This window comes from Sphingomonas sp. ABOLH, from assembly GCF_003951715.1.
Classification (GTDB): domain Bacteria; phylum Pseudomonadota; class Alphaproteobacteria; order Sphingomonadales; family Sphingomonadaceae; genus Sphingomonas; species Sphingomonas hankookensis_A.
The window spans coordinates 1-23145 of record NZ_QQWV01000005.1 but is presented as its reverse complement, the minus strand read 5'-3'; the positions used below and the strand labels follow the sequence as shown (position 1 = coordinate 23145).

The following is a 23145-nucleotide window of genomic DNA, read 5'->3' as shown; positions in this document are numbered from 1 at the left end:
GCCGCCACAATGCAATCCTTCCGCGCAGTTCCTCTTGGCGCCATCTTGGTGTTGGTTGGCTAGGAATTGGCTGATTCCCGCGCTTGCCGGGGAGGTCCTGCAGGGCCATTGTGCCGGAGCGGTTGATGCAGGGGGCGGGTTTGAGCGACCATCGGGATCCGGAGAGGCTGAGGAACGAAATGGCGCGCTCGCTCGTCGATCCGGCGATCCTGCGCGACCTCGAGGAGCAGCGCGAGCGGATCAGGCTGCAACGGGAAGAGCGACGGGCAACCGCTCCGGGCCCGGTGGCACCTGTCCGCAGGGCCCCGCGGCGTGGCGCGCCGGGGATGGAGACCTTCGGGTCCGCGTCGGATGACCTCGACGTCGAACCCACAACTCCAGTCATCATCGAGGTGAATCCGGATTATCCGCAGGGCGCCGACGCGGCGCGCGCCGAGATCGTCGCCAGGCTGGAGCGCCTCGAGATGGGCGATCGTCTCGATCCGGGACGTGGTGGCCGTCGCTACGTCTTCGCCGACCTTACGGAATCAGAGATCCGCGAGTTCTACCAGGAGCCCGTCGCAGGCGTGGTCTCTCCGGTCCTGCGGATGTGGCGCGACCAGCCGCTGACGCCGTTCCTCGACCGGTCGGTCCGCACGGTGAAGGCGGATGCGTGCATGTCTCTCTTCGGTGCGGACGGGGCTGGGATCGCCGTGGCGGTCGCCGACAGCGGTATCGAGAGGACGCATCCCCACTTCGCCGCCAGCCGCAACCTGGAGGACCTGCCGGCGGGGGTCGAACACCGGGACTTCACCCGCAATGGATCTGGCGCGCTTACCGATGGCTACGGGCACGGGACGCACGTGGCCGGGATCGTCGCGGGGCGCACCGGGCCCGACGTGCCGAAGATCCGCGTCGGCGAGGTCAAGGACGGGACGGGTTCGGTGACGACCATCGTGTCCGACATGCCGATGGAGAGCGACCTGCGCGGGGTGGCTCCAAAGGCCAAGATCGTGAGCCTTAAGGTCCTGGACGATGCCGGGAAGGGCTACTCCAGCGCCCTGATCGAGGCGCTGGAATACGTCTACGACCTCAACGAGGCGGGTCGCACGCTGCGGATTCACTGCGTCAACTTGAGCCTGGGGTATCCCTTCGAAGCGGAGTGGTCGGCTGCAGGCCACAGTCCGCTGTGCGAGGTGGTGAACAGGCTCTCCCGCAGCGGCGTCGTCGTTGTCGCCGCCGCCTGGAACGACGGGTCGGTTCTCATGCAGACGGAGGGACGGACGAACCGCCAGCGGGTTGGGATGGATCAGTCGATCAACGATCCCGGCAACGCGGACGAGGCCATCACGGTCGGCGCGACGCACGCGGAGTCGCCGCACACCTATGGCATTTCCTACTTCTCGTCGCGGGGCCCGACCGCCGATGGGCGGGTCAAGCCGGACCTGGTCGCGCCCGGTGAGCGCATCCTGTCCTGCGCCGCGCTGTTGTCGGCGAAGTTCAACAAAGCGCTGGCCGAAGCCGGCGCAGAGGTGCGGCCGGGGTTCGCCTACTTCCGTGAGGAGAGCGGGACCAGCATGGCCGCGCCCCATGTGGCTGGCGCGGTCGCAGCGCTCCTGTCCGTGCGGCGTGAGTTTATCGGTCGGCCGGCTGCCGTGAAGGAGGTGCTGATGTCTTCGTGCACCGACCTGCGGCGCAAGGCCGATTTCCAGGGTGCAGGGTTGCTCGACATCCTTCGCGCGATCCAGTCGATCTAAGGAGCATATCATGGCCGAGAAGGCGGGTTTCCCGTTCACTGCGCTCAGGTTCGCGGCCGACGGACGGCTCACGGTCGGTCCGACTGAGCTCGTGCCGGCCGGCACGACGGACGTGATCGTCCTGTCGCACGGTTGGAAGAACGACGAGGCTGACGCCGATGCGCTATACGAGGGCATCCTGCGCAACGTGCGCGTCGCGGCCAGCGGCGACCTCGTTGCAGGCGGCCGGCAGTGGGCCGCGGTCGGGGTCTACTGGCCCGCGTTCCGCTTCCGGCCCGACCTCACGCTGCTGCCCGGGGACGGGGCGGGCGCAGAGGGTGGCGCTAGCGCGATTGGCGACGTCGACCTCCCGACGGACGAGCTTCGCGCATACGCGGCCGCATTGGCCGACGAGTTCGGGATCGACGATCCGCAGCCGTTCGCGGCGCTTGCGGTCGACGCCCGCGGCGGCGGCGGCAAGGCCGACGCCTTCGTCGAGCGGCTGCGTGCGGCTTTGCTCGAGGCCGATGGCGACGAGGTGCGGGTCGACCACGCCGCATTGCTCGAAGATCCCGGCCGCGAGCTTGTCGCGGATATGAGGGACGGCGGGTCCTTCTCCGCCGCCGAGGCGGGTGCGGAGGAGCCTGCGGAGTCGGCCGGGGGCGCGGCCTCGTTCCATAGCGTGCGAGAGCGGCTCGCCCGGCTCCGCTCAGGCGGCGCCGCGGCGGTCGCACGGCTGCTCAACCAGGCGACATACTATGAGATGAAGGCACGGGCAGGCAGTGTCGGCGCGGCGTTGTCGCGAGAGCTGGCCGCCCGGCTGCCCGGCGGCGTCCGGCTCCACCTCGTCGGACACAGTTTCGGGGGACGGCTCGTGACGGCGGCCGCCGCCGGGGACGGTGATCTCCCGATTGAATCCCTTTCGCTCCTTCAGGCCGCCTACTCGCACAACGGACTAGGCACGGGGTTCGGTGCCGGCAACCGGACGGCGGGCGCGTTCCGCAAGGTGATCGAGGATCGGCTTGTCGCGGGGCCAGTTCTGGTTACGCATACGCATCGTGACTCCGCAGTCGGCTTCTTCTACGCGCTAGCCTCGACCGTGAGCGGCACGATCGCCAGTTCCTTCGGCGCGGAGCGGCTCATGGGCGGGCCGGACGACCTGCATGGCGGCATGGGCGCAAACGGCGCCCAGCACATGAAGCCCGGGGAAGCGGTGGCGCACGTCGCCGGGGGCGCGCCGGTCGCGCTCGTCCGCAGCAAGGTCAACAACGTCCTGTCGGACGCGATCGTGAAGGATCACAACGACGTGGCGAACGCCCCGGTCGGCGCGCTCGTCTGGCAGGCCGTCTCGACTGCCTGAGCCTATCCCCTCGGTGCGGCGGGAGGACCCAGCTCTGGTGGGGCGCCGGGGCGGACGCCTTGGTGCTGCGGGAGCCAGTCCTTTCTGAAACTCCTCCCCCGTAGCCCGTCAAGCTTCCGCTTGCGCCCACGACCCGGTGGCACGGTTGACGACGTCGAGCTTTCGCCGGTCATCAACCTGCCAGACGCATAGGACGATGCGGCGTTCCTCATGCTGAACCCCACCCGCGTGAGGAACGGCAAACTGGACTCGCGGTTCTTCAGCAGCTGGAAGCCCGGCGCGACGACCTTCCGTAGCTTCTGGGACATGATGGCGCGCGAAGTGGCCGTCGCGAAATCCGGGGACGCAGGCTGATTGCGTGGGTCGCTGGCGCCTTTTTCAGCCGATGGTGCGGCCATCCGGTACTGCTCCGCCGCAATACCTCGTCAGCACCCTTCCAAATGGGCGGGCCGCCGCTAGGATCACGCAATGGAACCGACGTCGGAGCAGATGGAGGCGGTGCGCCTTTTCGACCAGGGAGGCGCCCTCAAGGTCAACGCCTGCGCTGGCACGGGCAAGATTACCACGCCCCAGCTGCTCGCCCGGTCGACGGACCGCCGCGGGCTGTATCTGGCGTTCAACCGCTCCATCGCGGAGGAGGCCAAGCGGCGCTTCGGGTCGAACGTGGTCTGCTCGACGGTGAATACCACTCGCCGGCGCGGCATACTGGTTCTTCGGTTAGGTGTCCGGCACCGTGGCGTCCGCGTGGGCGGAAGCTGACGACTATGAGGAGCTTCTCCGCGCTCGACCTGATCGGGGCACATGAGTGGCGCCGGGCGACGTTCACGACCTATTCCCTCAGCGCGTCGTTCGCGGAAGCGGTTCTGGTCGAGGCCCTCATGCGCCAGGGCGTCTCCGAGATTACGGTGCTGACCGACCCCCTGGGCTACCGGATGGCCTTGCGCGAGCGCGGTGCCGTCAGGGTCGGCCGCGAATACATCGTGCATCCCGTCGCGGTCCGCGACGGCTGCTTCCATCCCAAAGTCATGGTGCTGGAGGCTGCCGACGCCGTTCATGCGACGGTCGGTTCGGGCAACATGACCTTCGGGGGCTGGTCGGCGAACCTGGAGTGCATCGAGCACGTCTACGCAGAAGGGCGGGCAGCGGCCTTGTCCGACCTCGGGCGCTTCTTCACGGCGCTGGCGGACAGCTCGGCGTGCGAACACTACGCGCGCGACCACTGCCGGTCGCTTGGAGGCCGGCTGGCGACGGCGGCGTCCGGAGGGACGGACGAAGGGGGGCTGCGGATCCTCAGCACGCTAGACGGGCCGATCGCCGGACGGATCGTGGCGGCCGCCTCGGTCCTGGGAGGCGCCCGGTCTTTGACGATGGCCTCGCCCTACTGGGAGCGGGGTGCGGTCGAGGCTTTGGCTCGGGACCTAGGACTCGAGGCGGTCGCGGCGCATGTCCCGCCGTGCCGCGTGCCCGCCCCCAGGGGGATGGACTGGCCGCGGGGGTCCCCGGCCGTTCGCCCGGTCGAGGTCGAGGCGCTCGCGGCGGACGGGGTGTCGCGGCGCGGGCTGCACGCGAAGGTGTTCGAGGTGGGCTGCGTGGCGGGACGGATCGTGGTTTCGGGGAGCGCGAACGCAACGGCGGCCGGCCTTAGCCGTGGTGGGGAGGCCATGCGGAACGTCGAGGTCTGCGCGCTGCGCGTCGACCTGGCGAAGGGCGGGCGTTGGAAGTCTGTGCCGGCAAAGGCCCCGCCGCAACCGGTGGCGTTCCTCGAGGACGAGGAGGGCGACGCCGACCGGGGCGTGCTCACGGCCGAGCATGCCGATGGCGGCATACTTGGCAGGATTATCACCCGCTGGCGGTCCGCGTCCGCCGCCGCGACCATGGAAGTCAACCGGCGGCCGGTCGACCTCGGGCCGGTGCGGATTGAAGCCGGCCGCTTCTTCATTCCGGTCGAGCTGGTCGATCACGAGGATCTCGATCTGGAGGGGCGGGTCCAACTGCTGCTCGTGGGCGACGGCGAGGTGGCCGAGGGGTTCGTCGCCGCGCCGGACTTCGGGGCGGTCAAGGGCCGGGCCGGCAAGTCGCTGGCGTCGATGCTCGCGATCATGAAGAACATGCAGACGCCGGAGGATGTGCTCGCGGTGATGGAGTTCTTCAGGAAGAACCCCGAGGCGCTGAGGACCCCGACCGGGTTCCGTGCCAAGACGGACGGGACGCAGCACGAGCGCCCCGACCCTCTGGTCGATCCCGACCTGGTGGGACGCGGCGGCGACGCCGGCGAGCCGTGCGGCGACGGCGAGGCGAGCACCGGCGGCAAGGTGTCGAGCGAGCAAGCGTGGCAGAAGTTCGTCGCGCGCCTCCTGCAGGCTTTCGCGCGCGCGGGCGGCGTGACCGAGGACGAGGAGGACGAGGGCGATCGGATCGAGAAGGCGCGCCGGATAAGGGCGGCCCGCGCGATGGACAAGATCGGGGTCAGGTTCCCCCAGTTCTTCAACCAGTTCGTCGATCGGATCCAGACCGACTTCGAGCTCGTCAACGTGATCCGGATGACCCACTTTGTCTGCGTGACGACGTCCCACCCTTCGACCGACGCCCTGGTGGCGCGGCTGGTGACGGTCGCGGGTGGGATGAACCTGGGCGAGACGGCCCGGGACACGGTCGCGTGGTGCCTGGCATACCTTGCGGCTGGGAGCCTCCTCGACGCCGCTGAGGCCCGGGCCCGCATGATGACGGCGGGCATCGATCCCGACCGGGAACCCGACCCCGAGTTCGCCCTGCCGGGCTTCGCCGAGTTGATGGCACCGGAGGCGGACATGGCGTTCGTCCTGGCCGCGATACGCGCGACGCGCACGGTTCACGACGACGTCCGCACGCTGGAGGCGGCGCTGCTCGAGGGTCGGAAGCTCGATGGCCTGTCGGCGCTGCCGCTGCACGAGGGATGGGAGGAGCTGCGGCGGCAGTGCGCCGCGCCGGGCCGCCGCAGGGTGCACTTCGTCGACCGGCCGGTGGCCGCCTGCCCCGCCTGCAACATCACCCTCCTGCCGTATCTGAAGTCCGAGCTCGCCCGGAAGGGCGTGTGCGAAACCAGGTGCCACGGCTTCATCCTGGCGAGGAACCCATGAGCGCGGACGCACTTGCCGAACTGCAGCGACTCGGTCGGAAGTCGCGGGACTGCTTCGTCGTCGAACCGGCAAGGACCGGGGTGGGCGGCGTCGACCCCTTGGGGCTGCGGCAGATAAACTTCGACTTGATGAACGAGGTCTTCCCGGGATTGAACAACGTGGCCCGGCACATCCGCCCCTTCACGCTGGTGACCTGGGCGTGGCGTAGGACCATCGACCTGGCGCGGGAGCGACGCGAGAAGCTGCCGGTGTCGGCGCACGAGGACTTCGTCGCGCGGGTAGAGGTGGCGTTCGCCTGGTCCATGCTGCAGATCTACGATCAGGGCGACCTCGAGCTGCCGGGGAAGCAGGTCGTGGCGACGCGCTGGGGCGAGGCTACGCGCATCACCTTCGGCGACAACGATTGGAAGGAGTTCGTGAAGGCGCGGCGTAACTCCACCGCCCTCACCGCCGCCATCAACTACGGCCCGGGCCTGAGGGCCCTGAGGCTGCTGGTGGACGACGCCAACCAGCCGGGCGTCCGGGTGCCAGGTCCCAAGACCGACGGCATGCTCGACGCCTTCGAGGCGCGCATCGCGCCGTTGCTCGGTCACAGGCTCTTCAACGTCCGCGGGGAGTGCACGCTGAAGCGCGGCACTGCCGAGGAGTGGGCGGAGCACTGGGACATAGACGACGTGCTCGACGAGGAAAGGACGGCCTTCCGCAAGCGGCTCATGGGCGGTCTGGCGTCCCCGCAGCGGAGGAGCGGGTTCGAGCTGCTGTCCGGGGTGTTCGACGAGGAGCAGGAGGAGTCGGTCACCCGTGCGGCGATGTGCGATGGGGGCGATGCGGCCGCAGCGCAGTGCTGGCACCGCGTTCAGGTCCGGCAGGCGTTCCGGCTCGCGCTGGAGTCGCTCTTCGAATGGATGACTGGCGAGATTGGCGGCGGGATCCTGGATACGGGTGCCCTTGCGACGCGTATGCTGGGGGCCGCAGGGGGGAAGACCGACGGGACGGCCATGGAGTGGCTGATGTCGCTCGTGCCTGAAGAGCTGTCGGCGGTGGGAGCGATGGAGGGTCTGGAGGCGACCTTCGCCACGCGCGCGGGCCTGGAGCGGGCGGCGATCTCCGCACTCGCCGTCGCGTTGACGCTGCCCGAGGAACTGCAGGACGGGTCGCACCGCCAGGAGCGGCTTCCGCTCCGACGCGCGCGCGACGACCTCGACAGGCTGGCCTCTAGGACGCCGCTCGCCTTCCTTCATCACATCTTCGAGCAGTGGATCATCGCCCAGCATACCTACTGGTCCGTTGGGCGTGGGCTGGCCGACGCGCGCGCCGGCGCGAAGCGGATTCTGAGGCTGCGGCTCGTGCTGGAACCGGGCGGATGGCGCGTGACGAGGGGCGGCGGCTCCAACCGCATGCCGCGTCCCACTCCCGACAGGCTGCGGACGGCCGTGAGCTTGGCGACCCAGAGCGGGCTCGTCGAGCGCTGAGGCCCTCGAGCCGCTCGCCGGCCCGGGTCGCCAAAGTCGTGCTTGCGGAATGCACTCCCTGTTTGCACAAGTTGCGCGGATGGTCGGTGCGACAAAGCGCAGGCGCAGCGGATCCGATCCGGCCGCCAAGGCCTCCACGGCGTCGTGACGGACATCGGGGCTGACGGACCTGGAGTCGCACGTCCTGGCGCTGGTCGTGGAGCATCAGCCCGTCACGACCCACGACATGATGAGGATCCTCGCCCGGTCGCCCGCCGCGTCCCTATCCAGCAGCACGGGGACGATCTATCCAATCGTGCGCCGCCTGCGGGCCAGGGGCTACCTGACCGCGAGTGAGGTCGAGGGAAGCTCCAGCGCGGCTTCCCATCTCGGCGTGACTGCCTCGGGCCGCGAGGCCGCGCTTGAGTGGATCGGCGGCCCGGATCGGGCTCAGGTCCACCCGTATGTCTTGTCCTGGCGCCAGAGCAGCGTGCCGATGCCCATCCTGACCGCGTAGGCGGCCGCGAGCGCCACAGCGTGTTCGTGGAAGACGCGCAGGTTCTCCACGATGGGCTGAATGTCGGGTCGGCCTTCGGGCGGGGTCGTCACGAGCACGATGTGCGACACGTCGTTCGCCATGTCCTGGCCGATCAGCTCGGTGACCGCGAGGATGTAGCGCGATGGGGACACGCTGGTCCGGTCGGCGTCACGGGCGCCGTGGATGATCTCGATGACCACCTTATGGAAGAGAGAGGTCGCGTGACGGCGCACCGACGCCATACCCTCAACAGGCACGCTACCGCCTCCGTCGGCGAGCCATTCGTCGTATCGGACCTGCATCGCGACCATCGGCTTGAGGGGGGAGCCGTCCGCTTCCGCCCGTGCGCGGTGGCGGAGCCAGCCCTCGTAGGTGTCGAAGAGGCCGGGGTCGGCTGGAAACGCGGCGCGGAAGCGTGCCCAGTCGGACCTGGTGATGTCCGGGATGACGAGCGCGACCGTTGGGCAGACGTCGATGCCCGTCGAATTGGCGCGTGGCCTTCCGCCGGGGTAGAATTCGGAGGCCCGACCCATCGGCGGGGCGGGCTTCACGAAGCGGCGGCCATCCAGTTCGAACCCGGTGTCGAGGACCGCGCCCTTCGATGCGTCCGGTGCGGGGCCGCTCGTCGTGAGGTCGGTCATCTCGCGTTCCGCGTGGGCGTGGAACGCGTCGCGCAGCGCGTCGAACTCGCGGAAGGGGCGATCCGCGTGGATGGGGACGTATTCGATCGGCCAGAGGAAGACGCTCTCGAACCCGTCGCCGTGCTGGTAGCATCCCGCGACCACCACGCCGTCGATCTCCGCTGTGTCGCTTCCCGCGCGCCGCTGCGCCAGGCGCTTGATCTCGTCCTGGTCGAGGGCGGTGTTGCCGTTGTTCACAATCAGCAGGACGGATCGGTCCGCGTCGGCGTGGACGGCCCGGGAAGACTTGAGCTGCCGGCGCGCCTTGCCGACCGCCTTGCGGATCGGACCTTCAAGCGCGCGGTCGTATAGCCGCTGTCCGGCCGCGTCGAGCAATCCGCGGTCGAGCACCACGACGGGTCGTCCGGGATCGAGCGCGACGAAGAGGTCCGCCAGCCTGCGCTGACGCTCGCGCTTCTCGAGGCCCTCGTCCTCGAGGATCTTGAGCTCGATCACGGTTCTTCCGAGCAGGTAGTCGGCACCCCGCTCGTGCCTCGTGTCCTGGTCGGGATGCGCCCTGACGCCCCCCGCCGCCTCAATCACGGCGTCGAGCGTCTCCTCGGACAGCGGGCGAATCCGCGTTTCTGGGAACGGGCTCATGCGTAAATCCCCACGGATTGGCGTCGCTGCGGCACTAGAATTTGTCGAGCAGGCTCTGCGCCGAGCCTCGGCGGGCGCGGCGTGCCTCGATGAGCGGCAGCAGCTGCGACGGCAGGGACGCGTTGAACGGGTCCAGCGCGGCCTTCTGCAGCTCGAGGTAGTGCTTGATCTGCTCAACCGTCGATGTGATGTGCTGCACGGCCGCGTCACTGTCGGTCGCCCGGACCTCCATGCCAACGGTGAGCGTCCGGCCGTAGATCTCGCCCCGGGGCATCATGCTGCCCCACTGCCCGGTGCCGAAATTCCACAGGTCGGCGTCGCCCGTGAAGCTGAACTTCTTCGTGAGGATCAGCCCCGGGACGGAGCCCGTGTCGCCGAACACGTCCCTGACGCTGATGGTCGTCTCCTCGACGTTCTTCTCGCCCTTCTCGAAGTCGACCAACAGCGGCTCGACGCTCAGGTCGCGCGCGAGCACGTCGACCACCTCCGCGTCCGATTGGGCGTCGAACTTGCGCTCGTCGTATGCATCCACCTGCTGCTGCATCTGACCCTCCACGTGCCGAACGACGTCGCTGACGCTGCCGCCGTCCCTGCGCATGAAGAGAACCTCACCGATGATCGCCATTCTATTCCTCCGTCTCGGACCTGGTCGCTTGTTACGTGCGATATGGGGCCGCTAATCCCGTTGCCCAACCTACGATCCGCAATGGTGGCGTAGGTCTGGTAATAGATCGGCCTCCGCGCACGCCGGCGCCGTGATTGACATCGTGGTCGGTGCGGCGCCTACTGCCCGCATTGCGATTACCACCATTGGGGGCAGTCGGTGGCGGCAGACGATTCGGTCGTGCAGGACGGGGGTGCGTGGACAACGCCCGATGCGTCCGTGCCCGGCCGGCGGCGGGGCCGTGTGGGCACCCGCTCCATCCTGCCAGGAGCGCCGGAACGGGCGACCGTGCCGGATCCGGCGGACACGCCGTGGCGGGGCGTGGCGCTCTTGAACTTCTTCCGCGGCGGCAGCCTCGTCCTGGTCGGCACCGGCTTCCTCTGCGAGCCAGACGTCATCCTGACCGCCCGGCACAACCTGACCTCCGTCCCCTACGACGCGGGCGGGGTCTGGCTTGGCTACGACGCGAGGACAAACGGGGCTGTCCAGCCCACCGGGATCAAGGCGTTCGCCTACCACCGCGAGCTCGACATCGGTGTGCTCGTCCTCTGGAAGGCGATGCCTGGGGTCTTCACCATCGGCGGCGCGCTCCCGCCGGCCCATGCGGGCGTCACGCTGGCCGGCTACTCCATGCCCTATTCCGACGGCGCGGCGCGCTGCAGCTTCGGCGTGGGGGCTGTGCGGGCGGAGGCCGGGACCTCGCTGGGATACGCGGTCAGCACGCGCGAGGGCGACAGCGGCGCGCCCGTCTTCACGGTCGAGGGCGGCGCGCCGCGGGCGGTCGCCGTTCACGCCGAGGCGGCGAAGGGCGACCCGAGCGCCAACACGGGTGTCCGGCTGACGGCGCAGGTTGTGGCCGACGTGGCCACATTGATAGAGTGGGCCCGGGCCCACGTAGGGGGGTAGGCGATGATCAGGTTGATCGGTCTTGCGGTTGCGGGGTGCGTGGCGCTCGCGGGGTGTGCATCGGGACTGCCGGGCCTCCGTCCCCTGACCTACGCGACACCCGGACAGGCGATGGTCTTCGCGACCGGCGACAAGTGCGTACACGAGCCGGCCGACAAAGAGTTCGGCGGCCTGGTCGCGGCCGCACTGACCGGGGTCGCCTCGACGCTCCTGAAGAACTTCGGGACCGCGCTGACCGAGGGTGCCAAGGGCGGTGCGCTGCCGAGCAGCACCGCGACGCGCAACCTGCAGCTCGACCCCGGGAAATCGCCGAAGTGCGTGGTGGTCGTGCGCGGGTCGTTCCAACCAGGCGGCAAGGCGGTCGATCCGATCGACCTGGCTTCCTTCCTCGGTCTGCCGGGCAACGCCGCCGACCAGCGTCGGCGCCTCGCCGACCTGCGGCTGCCTCCGGTCTACCGGATCGACCACTACGTCGAGCTCCGGATCGGCGCGTCCGGCAACGGCAAGGCGCTCACCTTCGCGCCGCTATTCGTCCGCGTCGCCAGGTCCATTGATGGCGCCGCGAGCGGCGAGCGCGACCTCTCCATCGCCGTGAAGTTCAACCGCGCGGGCGCGGATCCGGTGGGCAGCGCGGTCGTGGTCGCCGATCGCCACATCGGCGTGTCTAGCAAGTGGGCGCCCGACGCGGATGGACGTTACGGGATCGAGGCCCCCTGGTTCGGCACGTTCCACGCTCCCCCCGCGCCGACGGGTGGCGGTCAGGCGGCAGGTGCGGCGGCGGGTCAGGGGGCCGGCCCAGCCGCTCCCGCCGACGGGCCGGTCGGGGGAGGCGGCGCCGGCGCGGGCGGCGCGATCGCCGGCCCGCCGGCGGGGCCCGGGGGATCGACAACGCCGACGATGCAGTCGCGCGCCGCGGACGCGGTCCCCGTGACGTTGACCGTCACCGTTGTCGAGACGCGGCCGACCAACGAGGGCCTGGCCTTCGTCGCGACGGTCTTCAACGGGATGCAGCCCAAGATCGAGGCGGCGGTGAAGCCGCTCATCGACTCCGATGCGCGCCGCGCGGCCGATGTGGCCGAGGAGACCGGCGACCTCAGCCTGCAGGTCGACGTGGCGACCACCGAAGGCGTGGCGCAGTCGGCCTTGATCGGCTACTGCAGCGCGTCCAGCGCGGCGCTGGACGCCGCAGGGCGGCAGGACCGGATCGCGAAGTCCACCGCCGCCCGCAATGCGCAACTCAAGGCCAACGTGGCGGCGATCAGGGCGGGCGTCGCGCAGCCCTACGGCGCGCTGGTTTCAATCTCCGCCGACCTGCCCTCGACGGCCAATCCTGGCGCGTGCACGTAGCGGCGGATCGGAACGGTCCGTGACGCGGCGCCGTGACGGTGGCCGGGTCACTTCGGCGGGTGGCCCGACCCCGTTCACTTCTCGCACACCGTTGTGCCGGGGCTGGCCTTGCCGTGTTTCGTCGTCACGTAGCAGCCGCTGATCGCGCTGCGGTAGCGGGCGCCGGATGTCCCGCTCGTTCCTGGCGCCTCGCGTACGGCCGTCGACGGATTCGCGCACCCTTGGCTGCCGCTGACGTAGTGGCCGATGCAGGCGCTCCTGTACCTACACCCTTGACCATCGTCGTTCTCCTTCGGTTGGCACCGCCCGAACCGGTTCTTCGGGACCGGGGCGCCTCCCCATAGGACGGGCATGACAAAGGCCGTCACCCGCACCCGATTTGCGATGGTCGCCTACCAGATTTGCGCGAGCACCGCGAGGAGCGTCAACAGTCACAGCAGCGCCGGCCAGTAGGCGACGACGCGGGACAGCGCGAGGATGGGGCGCCTGAGTCACTGGAGGATTTTGGCGTCCTCGAGCCCGATCACGATGGAGAACAGGGCGGCGAGATAGCTTAAGATATCGTTCAAGATGCAGTTCCCTTGCAGTGGTCGCCACCGGCGGGCCACTCGCGGCCGTCAGCGGCCTTTTGACCGACACTACCGGCTGTCTAATGCTGCGTTTCGCAATCATGAAGGCGTGCCTGTGCGAGGCGCTTGCCCTCATTGGGACTGGGGGGACGAGCTGACTCGCAACCAAGGCGCTTCGTTCCCATATCGGCCACGCTGCACAGACGGCGGAGAGAAGGGAGAAGGACATGCCATTTGAGAAGGGGGATCTGGTTCAGCTTAAGTCGGGCGGTCCGGTCATGACGGTTGAGAGCACCGGCGAGCATTACACGCACGAGGGCACGGCGGTCTGGTGCGTCTGGTTCGAGAAGGTGGGCTCGAAGCAGGTCGCGTCGCGCGAGACCTTCGCCGAGACAGTTCTGGAGAAGGCGCAGCGTCCCGGGATCGCCTCGGTCCGGGTCATCCGGGGCTGACGTGATACGGGGGGCTTTCTTCGGCATAGACAGGTATGCCGATCCGGAGATCCGGGACCTAAGCGGTGCCGCCCGCGACGCGCGGGGCCTGTGGGCTCTGTTCTCGGACTCCGTCGAGGGCCTGGACGCGGACCTTCTCGTCGACGGCGACGCGACGCTGGAAGCCGTGCGCGATGCGCTGGACCGCACGCTTGGTGCCGCGACCGAGGAGGACGTCGTCCTGCTCGGCTTTGCGGGCCATGGCACGCCCGACCACCGTCTCGTGCTGGCCGACAGCCGGATCGACGACCTTCCCGCGACGACGCTCGACATGGCCGAGCTGGCGAAGCGCTTCCAGGCTTCCCGCGCCCGCGCGGTGTTTCTGCTACTGGACTGCTGCTTCAGCGGCGGCGCGCCGGCTCGGGTGGTCGAGGGCGGCCTCCGCATGCGGGACGTCGGCGTGCCGCTGGGCACTGTGGCGGGACGTGGGCGCGTGCTGCTCGCCGCGTCGGCCCCGGACGAGCCGGCCCTCGAGGATCCACGCGGTCGGCACGGCCTTCTTACCGGAGCCGTGATCGAGGCTCTTGCCCACAGTGGAAGCGAGGTCGACGTGCTGACCCTGGTTTCCGACGTGACCGCCTCCGTCCGGGCCGCAGCCGACCGCCTCGGCTACGTCCAGACGCCGACGATGTTCGGGCAGGTCGAGGGCGGCCTGACGCTCCCGCCGGGACGGCGTGGCGCGAACTACTACAGCTTCTTCCCCGAACTTGCGCCGATTAAGACCGACGGCGATATCACCGGACTGGAGGCGTTCGGGATCCCGGCTGCGGTCGTCGGGGCGTGGAGGGCGCGCTACCCCGGTGGGTTGAACCGGCTCCAAGTGTCGGCGGTCAACGACCACGGCGTACTCGCGGGCGCGTCGCTGCTCGTCGTCGCGCCGACCAGCGCGGGCAAGACCTTCATCGGCGAGCTGGCCGCCATGCGCGCCGTCGGGGAAGGCCGCCGTGCGGTGTTCCTCCTGCCCTACAAGGCGCTCGTGAACGAGAAGTTCGAGGACTTCTCGGCGGTCTACGGCGGTGATGCCGGGCTCCGCGTCGTCCGCTGCAGCGGCGACTGGCAGGACCAGGTCGGCGACGTCCTGCGCGGCAAGTATGACATTGCCTTCTTCACCTACGAGAAGTTCCTGGCTCTGTCCGTGGGCTTCCCACACCTGCTCCACCAAATTGGTCTGGTGGTCCTCGACGAGACCCAGTTCCTCACCGACGAGGGACGGGGCATGTCGGTCGAGCTGCTGCTGACCCAGCTGCTCGCGATGCGGCGGCGCGGCGTCTCGCCTCAGCTGGTCGCGCTGAGTGCCGTGATCGGGGACACCAACCGGCTCGAGTGCTGGCTGGACTGCGGCCTGCTGGCGACGGAGGAGCGTCCCGTCCCGCTCACGCAGGGCGTTCTCGGTCGCTCTGGCGACTGGCGCTTCTGCAGGGAGGACGGCACGGAGGGCGTGGAAGCCCTCCTGCCCTGGGGCGCCGTGGTCCAGCGTCGGCAGAAGCCGTCGTCGCAGGACGTCATCGTACCGCTCTTGCGGTCGCTGGTGGCCAAGGGCGAGAAGGTGATCGTCTTTCGCAGCGCCCGCGGCCCCTCGGCCGGCTGCGCGCAGTATCTCGCGGCGGAACTCGGCCTGCCGCCGGCGACGTCCGTCCTCGCCGAGCTCCCCGAGGGGGACGGGTCGTCCGCATCGTCCCGGCTGCGCGAGACGCTTGAGGGCGGTGTGGCCTTCCATACCACCGACCTGACAAGGGACGAGCGCGTCGCGGTGGAGCGCGGGTTCCGCTCGCGCGAGGGCGGCGTGTCCGTCCTCGTGGCGACGAGCGGGGTCGCCGCCGGCATCAACACGCCCGCCTCCACGGTCGTGATCTGCGAGACGGCGTTCGCCGGGCCCAAGGCGAAGCCGTATCCGGTCGCGCAGTTCCGCAACATGGCCGGCCGCGCGGGGCGCCTGGGCTTCGAGGCCGAGGGCAAGGCGATCGCGCTCGCCGAGACGGGTGGCGAGCGGGACGCGCTCTTCCGGCGCTACGTCGAGGGGAGCCCTGAGCCGATGCGCTCGTCGTTCGACGAGCGCAGGCCCGGCACGTGGGTGCTCCGGCTACTGACGCAGGTGGGGACGGTCCCGCGCGGCGCGGTCGTCGACCTCGTCGCCAACACCTACGGCGGGTTCCTCGCGTCGCTGCGCGATCCGGGCTGGCGCGCCGGCATGGCCATGCGCGTCGAGGACCTGGTCGAGCGTATGGTCCGCGACGGGCTGATCGACGAGGAGGACGGCGATCTCAGGCTGTCGATGCTGGGCCGCGCGTGCGGGGAATCGCCGCTGTCGCTCCAGTCCGCGATACGGCTCGTCGAGATGCTGCGCCGCCTGGACCAGGCGCCGTCGCCCGAGGAGATGCTCGCGCTGGTCGAAGCTCTGCCCGAGCGTGACCAGGCCTACACCCCGCAGCTGAGGAACGGCGAGCAGCAGTGGCAGTCCACCGCGTCCTATCGGTTCGGCAGCGACGTGTCTTATCTGCTCCGCACGAGGGCGGAGAGCGACAAAGCCTATTATGCTCGCTGCAAGCGGGCGCTGATCGTCGCGGACTGGATCGCCGGCGTCGGGATTGCTGAGATCGAGGAGGGATATTCGGCCAACGGCTTCGTCGCGGTCCGTCCGGGGGATGTGCGCGGCTTCGCGGACGGGACGCGCTACCTCTTGGACGCCGTCTTCCGCATCGCCGCCATCGTGATGGGGTCGGGTCCCAATGCCGAGGAGGTGGATCGCCTGATGGCGAGGCTCGAGTTGGGACTTCCCACCGATGCGCTGCCGCTAGCCGAGCTCCCGGTCGCACTCGACCGCGGGGCCGTACTCGCGCTGTTGCGCGACGGCATCGCATCGAGCGAGGACGTGCTCGCGGCGGGTGCCGAGCGCCTCGGCCGCCTCGTCGGCTTCGTGGGCAGGCGCCTGTTCGACCGCCTGACCGCCGGGTCACAGCCGCGCGATCCCTAGCCAGCGCGCTCGTTAGGCGACGGTCTCGCCGTCCGCGCGCGCCCTGCCCAGCAAATGTGCCCCTCCCCCTCCGTCGACCTCCGCGTCAAGCGCACTTTGCTGCCCGTAGACCGGCGGACTAAGCGGTCACCGCCACGCCGTCGCCCTACCGCAACGGCGTCACCGAGGTCGCCTGCTGGGCACATTTCCGGCGTAAGGTCTTCGACCTTCGAGCGGTCGCCCACACCGCTGCACACCGACATCCTCGAGCGGATCGGAGCACTCTATGCCATCAAGGCCGAGGTGCGTGGCCAACTGCCCGATGTGCCATGCACAACCCGTCAGGAGAAAAGCCGACCGCTTGGTCGAGGCCCTGCCCAAGGTGCTCGACGCCGCCCTTCGCCATCTGTCGCCCAGGTCCGATATGGCGAAGGCCCTCGCCTATGGCACCAAACGCTGGCCAGCGCTGTCGCGCTTCCTAGGCGATAGTCGCCTGCCCGTGCCGCGTTGCGCACAGATTGAAGTGTCATTCTCCGAATCCCTTGCCCGTTAACCAAACCTGTTTGAACCAACCGAAATGGACGAAAGCCCCGAATCGATAGTCGCTGCGAAGGTTGCCCGGCTGACGCCAGTGCAGCTTGAAACTATGCGGCTCGTGCAGCAGCGCCTGACGACCAAGGAGATTGCTGATCGGTTAGGCGTCAGCGATCACGCCGTGGCAAGCCGGATTAAGGACGCACTGGCTCGGTTGGGCACCAACCGCCGTCCGGTGGGCGCTGCCATATTGGATGCGTATGACCGGCAGATACCCCCCAGCGCGTGGGGCCAATCGCAGGGGGTAGCAACCTCCGACCTTTTCCAGCCAATGCCCCTTCCAACGACGGGCGATCCGTTGCCGACCCAAGAGCCGATGCGAGACTCGTTCTCGCGTCACTGGCACTCAGCCCGGCAGCAGCGATGGCCCATCGATCTGGAAGGAGGCGCCGATAATGACCTGAGTAAACCCATGCGGCTGTTCTGGATCGTCGCAATTGCGATTGCCGCCCCAATGATCCTCGCGAACCTCGCGTTCGCCCTCCGGGCCTCCAAGACGCTTTGGCAGTCTCTCTGAGGGCCTGATTCAACCACCACCAAGACCGTAACGCAGGGCATCTTCCTGCGAAGGAGAAGCTATGTCCGACTTCCGCGACGCAATCACCACCGTGGCAGGTAACATCCTCGCAACGGAGCGCGCGATCGATAATGCCCTTGCGCGAGCTGCTTCGACCATGGCGTCCGTTCTCGATACTCGGCCACAGACCATGGCGGCGGCAGACATCCAGCCGCACATCGACAGGTTGCTGCAGATGCTCGGCGGCATCAGCGACCAGCGCGCCGAACTGCTGCGTTTCCATGGTGCGATGGGCAAGCTCGCAGAGCGCGAAGGTTTTTCGCCCCAAGCCCATGGCGACTGGTGGCCCTGTCCGAGCGCTCATGTCGATCGGGTCGTCACGCCGATCCAGCCCGTCCCGCAGGCCGCATAGCGCTTTCTTGACAGTCTGGCTGGGTAGTGTTTGCGATGGAGAATGGTCAGGTTCGCTGTCTTCGTAACGCTGTTCTTCGGATCATGCATTTACGCGCTGCTCCGAGGCGACCGAAACCTTCGACTGGCGGGTGGCGCATTGCTGGTCGCAGGTTTGGCGTCGGCGTTTGCGGCGAAGGCTCCGGGATCGGCTGGCACCGACATTTCCTGGCCACTCTTCGCAATCGATTCGGCTCTGCTTTTTGTGCTGCTGTGGATTGCGGTTCACAGCCGCCGGTATTGGCCGATGTGGCTGGCTGGGCTGCACCTGACGCAAGTTGCAGGGCATGTTCTGCCGCTGGTCGACCACTCGATCACCGGCTGGCTCTACTGGTTCGCGACGGCAGTGTGGGCGTATCCAATTCACTTGGTGCTACTTCTGGCAACCTATCGCCACCAGACGCGGACGCGGTTGCAGCGCTCGCAGCGGTCGTCGGCTGCCATCCCACGGCAACCCGTCTGATTGAAACTTACGGAAGTCTTGGTGGCGTTTTTTCCATGCCGTCCTGGCGCTTAGCGGTATTCATCGGCGCGCCGGTGGCAAAGGCCATTGCGGCGCACGCTGCTCTCATGACTGCCGCATTGAAGGAGCGAGTGTCCGACCGTCAGTCCATCCACGACTGGAAAACTTTGGCCGACTATCTGCGCTGCGTGATCGGCCATTCAACGGTGGAGCATTTTCGGGTTCTGTACATGGACTCTGGTAACAAGCTGATCGCAGACGAAACGCTGACCACCGGCACATATGATTCCGTCGAGGTCTTTCCCCGTGAGGTTTTATCGAAGGCCTTGCTGTGCGGAGCCGCTGCGATCGTTCTTGCCCACAACCATCCAAGCGGGAACGCTGAGCCGAGCATCGCCGATGTTCGAATGACCCGGCGGATCATGGCCTTGGCGAAGGAACTGAACATCGACGTGTATGACCACATAATTGTCACTCGTCAGGGACAATCCAGTTTGCGTACCTTGGGCTTGATGCGTCTCTGACCCGGTTCTCATTCTGCGCTAGCGTTTCGATGGCGAGCGATAACTGAGCTGCAGCCATGCTTTCACCCAGCGCATCCAGTCGGTCCAACTCGCCGCGCAGGCGAAATACGATGTCCGAAACTTCCCCAGTACTCATTGTCGCTACGTCGTTATCGCGCGAACGGAGCGCAACTATGCCTTAGTATGGTCCTGATCCAATTCGGCGGTATTCCAAGAGAGCTGCATCGTTACTCACTGAAGGCTTGCAGCCGACAGTCCGGTGCCGCCACGCTGACGGCACCGTTCTGAACTCACTTGATCGGCTTGGCGCCCGGCGTGCCGCACTTCGCGAACTTGCCCTTGGCGTCCTTACACTTCACCGGCTTGGTAGGGGCGGCCGGCGGGCACTTCGTGAAACGCCCCTTGGCGTCTTTGCACGGCGCTGCGGATGCAGGAACGGCAGCGATTGAGGCGAGCGAGAACGCGAACAATACGGTTTTCAGCATGGTATCCCTCCACAGCCCATATGGGCGCTGAACCATACGCTCTCGCGATCCTTTCCTTCAACCAGCCGCTTGCCCTGAAGTATACGGGCAACCGTTAAGCGTTTCTTCATCGCCGCCTGAAACGAAACCGGCATGTCCATCGTTGCCCTTACATGTGCCCTGATCGCCATCGACGGCGATACTCTTCGTTGCGGCGCTGAGCGTATCCGACTGCTCGGTATCGACGCTCCAGAAATGCCAGGCCATTGCCAAGAGGGGCGCAACTGCGCACCGGGCGATCCAGTCGCTTCTAAAAACGCGTTGGCGGAACGTGCCAGAGGGCCAGCGACGATCGAGCGCATTGGCAGAGATCTTTATGATCGCACGCTTGCTCGCGTCCGGGTTAACGGGATCGACCTATCTTGCGCGCAGATCCGAGCTGGGCACGCGATCTATCGCGCCGACTGGGATCAGTTCGCGTTCATTGCAACAGATTGTCCTAGCGCCACTGCCGCGGTCAGGAAGCCGGCCGGTCGCGTCATTACCCGGCCCGGCAATCGCCAGCCTCCAGTGCCGAACCAGGCGAGCGGCTGGAGCTATCGCAACTGCGGCGAAGCGCGTCGTGCGGGCGCAGCACCCTTGCGTCGGGGACAACCGGGATACGGCGCTCACATGGACGGGGACGGGGATGGGATCGCCTGCGAGCCGATCAGGAGATAGATACCTTCGCATGGCAGCTTTCGACGATTCGACCGATCCCGCTCTTGGAGCGGCCTGCAATCGCCTTGCGGCATTCTGCGAAGCTTTACCGGCCGACGTGATTGTCGACGACGCCTCCGGGCTGACCGAGAGCGATTTGGCCCTGATCCTTCGGAACCTCTACGCCACCCGGCAGCACGTGCCGCTCGAAGAACTCACGATCGAACAGGCGGCTGCACGATATGCAGCTGCACCATCCAGCCGCCCTACTGCACGCCGATCACCGTGGGCGCGAGATGAGGGCTGAAGAAGAAAGATGGAGCGAAGCGATCTTGGCGCTGCGCATCCACGGCGCCGCCGCGCCCGTTTGGATCGCAGAACGGATCGGCGCGCTAGCATTGGCCGGAGACGAAGCAGGAGTCGCTCGCTTCATGGACATGGCCAAGCGCGTCGATGCCCTGAGTGACGGAACACGCCAGTGAAGCCGAAGGGTCGATCACGTTTCTATTTAGAGGCGACGATGATCGGCGCTCTAACAGTATTTGCATTGATTTCCACCCTGCTGAGCTTTTTCCACTAGTCCTGAACAAGCGGCGCTTCGGATCTCGACGAAGTGCGGGGTTTTAGGTATATGATTTTTGTCGAGCCTGCGCATAGGCCAACGGCGCAGAAAGTTTGATCGCGCCTTTCGTCGTGCAAGAGGTCAACGTCCTGTTCACGAGCCTCGACGCTATCAGCGCGGCTGTTCGGTTCGCTTGCGGACGTGGCCTCCACCATCCTAGAACCGCAGGATGGAAGACGACGCCCACATCGACGAAGCGGCCTGGGAACGGCTGGTGAAGAACATGCTGCGCGCCGAGATGATGCTGCGCGGCATATCCTACGAGCAGCTCGTCGTCAGGCTGGCGTCGCTCGGGATGATCGAGAACGTCCCCAACCTGCGCAACAAGGTCGCCCGGGGACGCTTCACGGCCCCGTTCTTCGCCCAGTGCATGGTGGCGATCGGCGTCGACCGCCTGCAGATACCCACGGCGGAGCAGATCCGCACCGAGCTCGGCGGTGAACACGCCGCGCAGACGCTCGCGAAGGGGAAGCGGTCGTGAAGCCCGAACTGCTGACGGCGGTCGCGACTTACTGCGACGAGACCCGCAAACTCCAGTCGCTCCCGACGACCACGGAAACCACCTTCTATCCCGATATCAAGGTTCTGCTCGCCGCGCTTCTGCGAAGCGAGGGTCTGCCGTTCGACGTTCGGACCGGCACATCCGAGGCAAGACAGGCCGGTCGCGATATGCCCGACTTCATCCTCGGCGACTCGACGCTGTTCGTGGGCGTCTACGGCGAGGTCAAGAAGCCGGGCGTGGCCCTCGACGATCTGACCATCTCCACCGAGCAGAACGATCAGATCGGCCGCTACCTCGCTCAGACCGGCGTGGTGCTCATCAGCAACGTGCGCGGATTCGGACTGCTGACCTGCAAGCCCGGATACCATCGTGACCCGACGAAGCCGGTGCCCGCTGCGCAGCGCCACCTCGAGATGCGGGTCGACCTGTGGAATGCAGCTCCGGGAGGCAAGGCCGCCGTCGACGAATTGGCCGTCGCGCGACTGATCGATATCGTCACGGTCGCGGTGACCGACCACGCCGCGATCGCCGCGCCTGCCGATCTCGCCAAAATTCTCGCTCGTCAGGCACGCGACGCCAAGGACGCGATCCCGGACAATCTGCAGCCGATCAGGCCGTTGCTGGACGACTACCGTCAGGCCCTCGGTCTCGCGTTCGACATCGACGATGACAAGGGATCGCGGTTCTTCCGATCCTCCCTCGTGCAGGCGATCTTCTACTCGCTGTTCGCCGCTTGGGTGCTATGGGACCGGGAAGCGGACGCGGATAGCACGTTCGACATCGCAGCGGCCGAAGCCAACCTGCCGATCCCGTTTCTAGCCTCGCTACTCCACGACATCCGGCATCCGAAGCGCATGCGGCATCTCGGACTGGAAACGCATTTGCAGCGCGCGATCATCACCTTCGGCCGAATTGACCGGGATCAATTCCGATCCCGAATGGTGTTCCCGACGATCGATGATGATGGCGACGCGCTTGCGGCCATAACCTACTTCTACGAACCCTTCCTCGAAGCCTTCGACCCCAAGCTGCGGGAGGAGCTGGGCGTCTGGTACACGCCGCCTGAGATCGTCCGCTACCAGGTCCGCCGCGTTCACCATCTGCTCAAGACGGAACTCGGGCGAGCGCGCGGTCTGGCCGATCCCGAGGTGGTGGTTCTCGATCCCTGCTGCGGAACCGGCGCCTATCTTCTCGAGGTGGCGCGCTGCATCGCCGATCAGTTGCGATCCGAAGGGGACGATGACACCATCGGTCTCGAACTGGCGAAAGCCTTCGAAGAACGGGTGATCGGGTTCGAGATTCTGACCGCGCCCTTCGCGATCGCGCAGCTCCAGCTCTATCTGCTTCTCGACCAGCTCGGCGCGCGCCCGGCCGAGGACCGACGCCTCGCGGTTTTTCTGACCAACGCGCTGTCGGGTTGGCGAGACGAGGGCGACGTGAAGCTCAATTTTCCCGAGATGCGCGAGGAGTTCGACGCATCACAGCGCATCAAGCGGGACGCGCGCATCATCGTGGTGATCGGCAACCCGCCATACGACCGCTTCACCGGCGCGGCCCAGGCGGAGGAGGCAGAGCTGGTGGCCCACTACAAGGGCATCGAGCTCGTCCCCGACAAGAACAAGAAGGGCGAACCGAAGCACGACGCTTTCGGCCGGCCGAAGATGAAGCAGCGCGGCGACAGCCTGCTCTACCGCGATTATGGCGTCCGCAAGCAGCTGCTCGACGATCTCTACATCCGCTTCGTCCGTATGGCAGAGGAGCGGATCGGCATGTCCGCCAACTACGGCATCGTCTCGTCCTGCATTCCCCAAGTGGCGTGTCGTTTGAGGTGAAGATCGCCTGTATCCGAGCGCTAGACAAGGATTTTCTGCCGCAAGCGGCACCTGCGGTCGCGCAGACTGCTGGGTCTGGACGGATCAGACC

General features: G+C 67.3%; 23 protein-coding genes and 1 pseudogene. 21 read left to right on the top strand and 3 right to left on the bottom strand.

The genetic code is table 11. From position 1 onward, the window contains the following. Positions 1–179 precede the first annotated feature (179 nt). The 6 genes from CA237_RS03635 (at position 180) to CA237_RS03610 (ending at position 7663) form a co-directional block, all read left to right on the top strand. A complete protein-coding gene (locus CA237_RS03635; protein ID WP_164523823.1) occupies positions 180–1736 on the top strand; it encodes a S8 family serine peptidase in 1557 nt (518 codons plus the stop codon). A gap of 10 nt (positions 1737–1746) precedes the next feature. Further along, positions 1747–3075: a hypothetical protein gene (locus CA237_RS03630; protein ID WP_126012908.1), complete on the top strand. Its 1329-nt coding sequence runs from the start codon at positions 1747–1749 to the stop codon at positions 3073–3075. 210 nt (positions 3076–3285) lie between these two features. Then, the gene (locus CA237_RS19565; RefSeq protein ID WP_164523822.1) at positions 3286–3429 is read left to right on the top strand and encodes a hypothetical protein; all 144 of its coding nucleotides are present in this window, start codon (positions 3286–3288) and stop codon (positions 3427–3429) included. Positions 3430–3543: 114 nt separating this feature from the next. Continuing rightward, complete coding sequence (locus CA237_RS03620; RefSeq protein ID WP_126012902.1) at positions 3544–3834, top strand: hypothetical protein; 291 nt, start codon at positions 3544–3546, stop codon at positions 3832–3834. Positions 3835–3839: 5 nt separating this feature from the next. Next, the gene (locus tag CA237_RS03615; RefSeq protein WP_126012899.1) at positions 3840–6191 is read left to right on the top strand and encodes a hypothetical protein; all 2352 of its coding nucleotides are present in this window, start codon (positions 3840–3842) and stop codon (positions 6189–6191) included. Next, positions 6188–7663, top strand: coding sequence for a septum formation inhibitor-activating ATPase (locus CA237_RS03610; protein WP_126012896.1), 1476 nt, complete (start codon positions 6188–6190; stop codon positions 7661–7663). Before CA237_RS03615 ends, CA237_RS03610 begins: the two co-directional genes overlap by 4 nt. 429 nt (positions 7664–8092) lie before the next feature. Here the strand turns inward: CA237_RS03610 and CA237_RS03600 are convergent, their stop codons facing one another. After that, positions 8093–9460 carry a hypothetical protein gene (locus CA237_RS03600; RefSeq protein WP_126012890.1) on the bottom strand — a complete coding sequence of 456 codons (1368 nt, stop codon included), beginning with the start codon at positions 9458–9460 and terminating at the stop codon, positions 8093–8095. Between the two features lie 34 nt (positions 9461–9494). Continuing rightward, a complete protein-coding gene (locus CA237_RS03595) occupies positions 9495–10085 on the bottom strand; it encodes a hypothetical protein (RefSeq protein WP_126012887.1) in 591 nt (196 codons plus the stop codon). 198 nt (positions 10086–10283) lie between these two features. Here CA237_RS03595 and CA237_RS03590 point away from each other — a divergent pair, with 198 nt between their 5' ends. The 10 genes and pseudogenes from CA237_RS03590 (at position 10284) to radC (ending at position 18935) form a co-directional block, all read left to right on the top strand. After that, a complete protein-coding gene (locus CA237_RS03590; protein ID WP_126012884.1) occupies positions 10284–11030 on the top strand; it encodes a trypsin-like peptidase domain-containing protein in 747 nt (248 codons plus the stop codon). A gap of 3 nt (positions 11031–11033) precedes the next feature. Further along, positions 11034–12377, top strand: coding sequence for a hypothetical protein (locus CA237_RS19560; protein WP_164523821.1), 1344 nt, complete (start codon positions 11034–11036; stop codon positions 12375–12377). A 796-nt stretch (positions 12378–13173) separates the two neighbouring features. Then, complete coding sequence (locus CA237_RS03575; RefSeq protein ID WP_126012875.1) at positions 13174–13398, top strand: DUF2158 domain-containing protein; 225 nt, start codon at positions 13174–13176, stop codon at positions 13396–13398. A 1-nt stretch (position 13399) separates the two neighbouring features. Further along, positions 13400–16408, top strand: a complete 3009-nt coding sequence (locus CA237_RS03570) for a DEAD/DEAH box helicase (protein WP_126012872.1) — start codon at positions 13400–13402, stop codon at positions 16406–16408. A 155-nt stretch (positions 16409–16563) separates the two neighbouring features. Further along, positions 16564–16711, top strand: a pseudogene (locus tag CA237_RS19980) (transposase); the annotation flags it as partial. A gap of 37 nt (positions 16712–16748) precedes the next feature. Further along, complete coding sequence (locus CA237_RS19975) at positions 16749–16940, top strand: IS66 family transposase (protein ID WP_241215426.1); 192 nt, start codon at positions 16749–16751, stop codon at positions 16938–16940. A 24-nt stretch (positions 16941–16964) separates the two neighbouring features. Beyond that, complete coding sequence (locus tag CA237_RS03560; RefSeq protein ID WP_126012869.1) at positions 16965–17498, top strand: sigma factor-like helix-turn-helix DNA-binding protein; 534 nt, start codon at positions 16965–16967, stop codon at positions 17496–17498. Between the two features lie 61 nt (positions 17499–17559). After that, entirely contained in the window at positions 17560–17910 is a 351-nt protein-coding gene (locus CA237_RS03555) for a hypothetical protein (protein WP_126012866.1), read from the top strand. A gap of 42 nt (positions 17911–17952) precedes the next feature. After that, positions 17953–18411, top strand: coding sequence for a hypothetical protein (locus CA237_RS19555; protein WP_164523819.1), 459 nt, complete (start codon positions 17953–17955; stop codon positions 18409–18411). A 35-nt stretch (positions 18412–18446) separates the two neighbouring features. Then, a complete protein-coding gene (gene radC / locus CA237_RS19550; RefSeq protein WP_241215425.1) occupies positions 18447–18935 on the top strand; it encodes a DNA repair protein RadC in 489 nt (162 codons plus the stop codon). Positions 18936–19225: 290 nt separating this feature from the next. Here radC and CA237_RS03545 read toward each other — a convergent pair whose 3' ends face one another. Beyond that, the gene (locus CA237_RS03545) at positions 19226–19420 is read right to left on the bottom strand and encodes a hypothetical protein (RefSeq protein WP_126012860.1); all 195 of its coding nucleotides are present in this window, start codon (positions 19418–19420) and stop codon (positions 19226–19228) included. 132 nt (positions 19421–19552) lie between these two features. On the opposite strand from CA237_RS03545, the gene CA237_RS20190 reads away from it, so the two are divergent. The 5 genes from CA237_RS20190 (at position 19553) to CA237_RS03515 (ending at position 23054) form a co-directional block, all read left to right on the top strand. After that, positions 19553–20119 carry a thermonuclease family protein gene (locus tag CA237_RS20190; protein WP_346773492.1) on the top strand — a complete coding sequence of 189 codons (567 nt, stop codon included), beginning with the start codon at positions 19553–19555 and terminating at the stop codon, positions 20117–20119. A 10-nt stretch (positions 20120–20129) separates the two neighbouring features. Next, positions 20130–20405 (top strand): hypothetical protein, encoded by a 276-nt coding sequence (locus tag CA237_RS03530; protein WP_126012857.1) that lies wholly within the window; start codon positions 20130–20132, stop codon positions 20403–20405. A 25-nt stretch (positions 20406–20430) separates the two neighbouring features. After that, entirely contained in the window at positions 20431–20580 is a 150-nt protein-coding gene (locus CA237_RS03525; protein ID WP_241215424.1) for a hypothetical protein, read from the top strand. 309 nt (positions 20581–20889) lie between these two features. Beyond that, positions 20890–21201 carry a DUF6471 domain-containing protein gene (locus CA237_RS03520; protein ID WP_206432943.1) on the top strand — a complete coding sequence of 104 codons (312 nt, stop codon included), beginning with the start codon at positions 20890–20892 and terminating at the stop codon, positions 21199–21201. Continuing rightward, positions 21198–23054 carry an N-6 DNA methylase gene (locus tag CA237_RS03515; protein ID WP_126012851.1) on the top strand — a complete coding sequence of 619 codons (1857 nt, stop codon included), beginning with the start codon at positions 21198–21200 and terminating at the stop codon, positions 23052–23054. Before CA237_RS03520 ends, CA237_RS03515 begins: the two co-directional genes overlap by 4 nt. The last annotated feature ends 91 nt before the right edge of the window (positions 23055–23145 follow it).

Bases quoted from the DNA above. Each gene is read 5' to 3' on its own strand.
- CA237_RS03635 (WP_164523823.1), top strand. From the start codon at position 180: ATGGCGCGCTCGCTCGTCGATCCGGCGATCCTGCGCGACCTCGAGGAG.
- CA237_RS03630 (WP_126012908.1), top strand. From the start codon at position 1,747: ATGGCCGAGAAGGCGGGTTTCCCGTTCACTGCGCTCAGGTTCGCGGCC.
- CA237_RS19565 (WP_164523822.1), top strand. From the start codon at position 3,286: ATGCTGAACCCCACCCGCGTGAGGAACGGCAAACTGGACTCGCGGTTC.
- CA237_RS03620 (WP_126012902.1), top strand. From the start codon at position 3,544: ATGGAACCGACGTCGGAGCAGATGGAGGCGGTGCGCCTTTTCGACCAG.
- CA237_RS03615 (WP_126012899.1), top strand. From the start codon at position 3,840: ATGAGGAGCTTCTCCGCGCTCGACCTGATCGGGGCACATGAGTGGCGC.
- CA237_RS03610 (WP_126012896.1), top strand. From the start codon at position 6,188: ATGAGCGCGGACGCACTTGCCGAACTGCAGCGACTCGGTCGGAAGTCG.
- CA237_RS03600 (WP_126012890.1), bottom strand. From the start codon at position 9,460: ATGAGCCCGTTCCCAGAAACGCGGATTCGCCCGCTGTCCGAGGAGACG.
- CA237_RS03595 (WP_126012887.1), bottom strand. From the start codon at position 10,085: ATGGCGATCATCGGTGAGGTTCTCTTCATGCGCAGGGACGGCGGCAGC.
- CA237_RS19560 (WP_164523821.1), top strand. From the start codon at position 11,034: ATGATCAGGTTGATCGGTCTTGCGGTTGCGGGGTGCGTGGCGCTCGCG.
- CA237_RS03575 (WP_126012875.1), top strand. From the start codon at position 13,174: ATGCCATTTGAGAAGGGGGATCTGGTTCAGCTTAAGTCGGGCGGTCCG.
- CA237_RS03560 (WP_126012869.1), top strand. From the start codon at position 16,965: ATGGACGAAAGCCCCGAATCGATAGTCGCTGCGAAGGTTGCCCGGCTG.
- CA237_RS03555 (WP_126012866.1), top strand. From the start codon at position 17,560: ATGTCCGACTTCCGCGACGCAATCACCACCGTGGCAGGTAACATCCTC.
- CA237_RS19555 (WP_164523819.1), top strand. From the start codon at position 17,953: ATGGTCAGGTTCGCTGTCTTCGTAACGCTGTTCTTCGGATCATGCATT.
- radC (WP_241215425.1), top strand. From the start codon at position 18,447: ATGCCGTCCTGGCGCTTAGCGGTATTCATCGGCGCGCCGGTGGCAAAG.
- CA237_RS03545 (WP_126012860.1), bottom strand. From the start codon at position 19,420: ATGCTGAAAACCGTATTGTTCGCGTTCTCGCTCGCCTCAATCGCTGCC.
- CA237_RS20190 (WP_346773492.1), top strand. From the start codon at position 19,553: ATGTCCATCGTTGCCCTTACATGTGCCCTGATCGCCATCGACGGCGAT.
- CA237_RS03530 (WP_126012857.1), top strand. From the start codon at position 20,130: ATGGCAGCTTTCGACGATTCGACCGATCCCGCTCTTGGAGCGGCCTGC.
- CA237_RS03520 (WP_206432943.1), top strand. From the start codon at position 20,890: ATGGAAGACGACGCCCACATCGACGAAGCGGCCTGGGAACGGCTGGTG.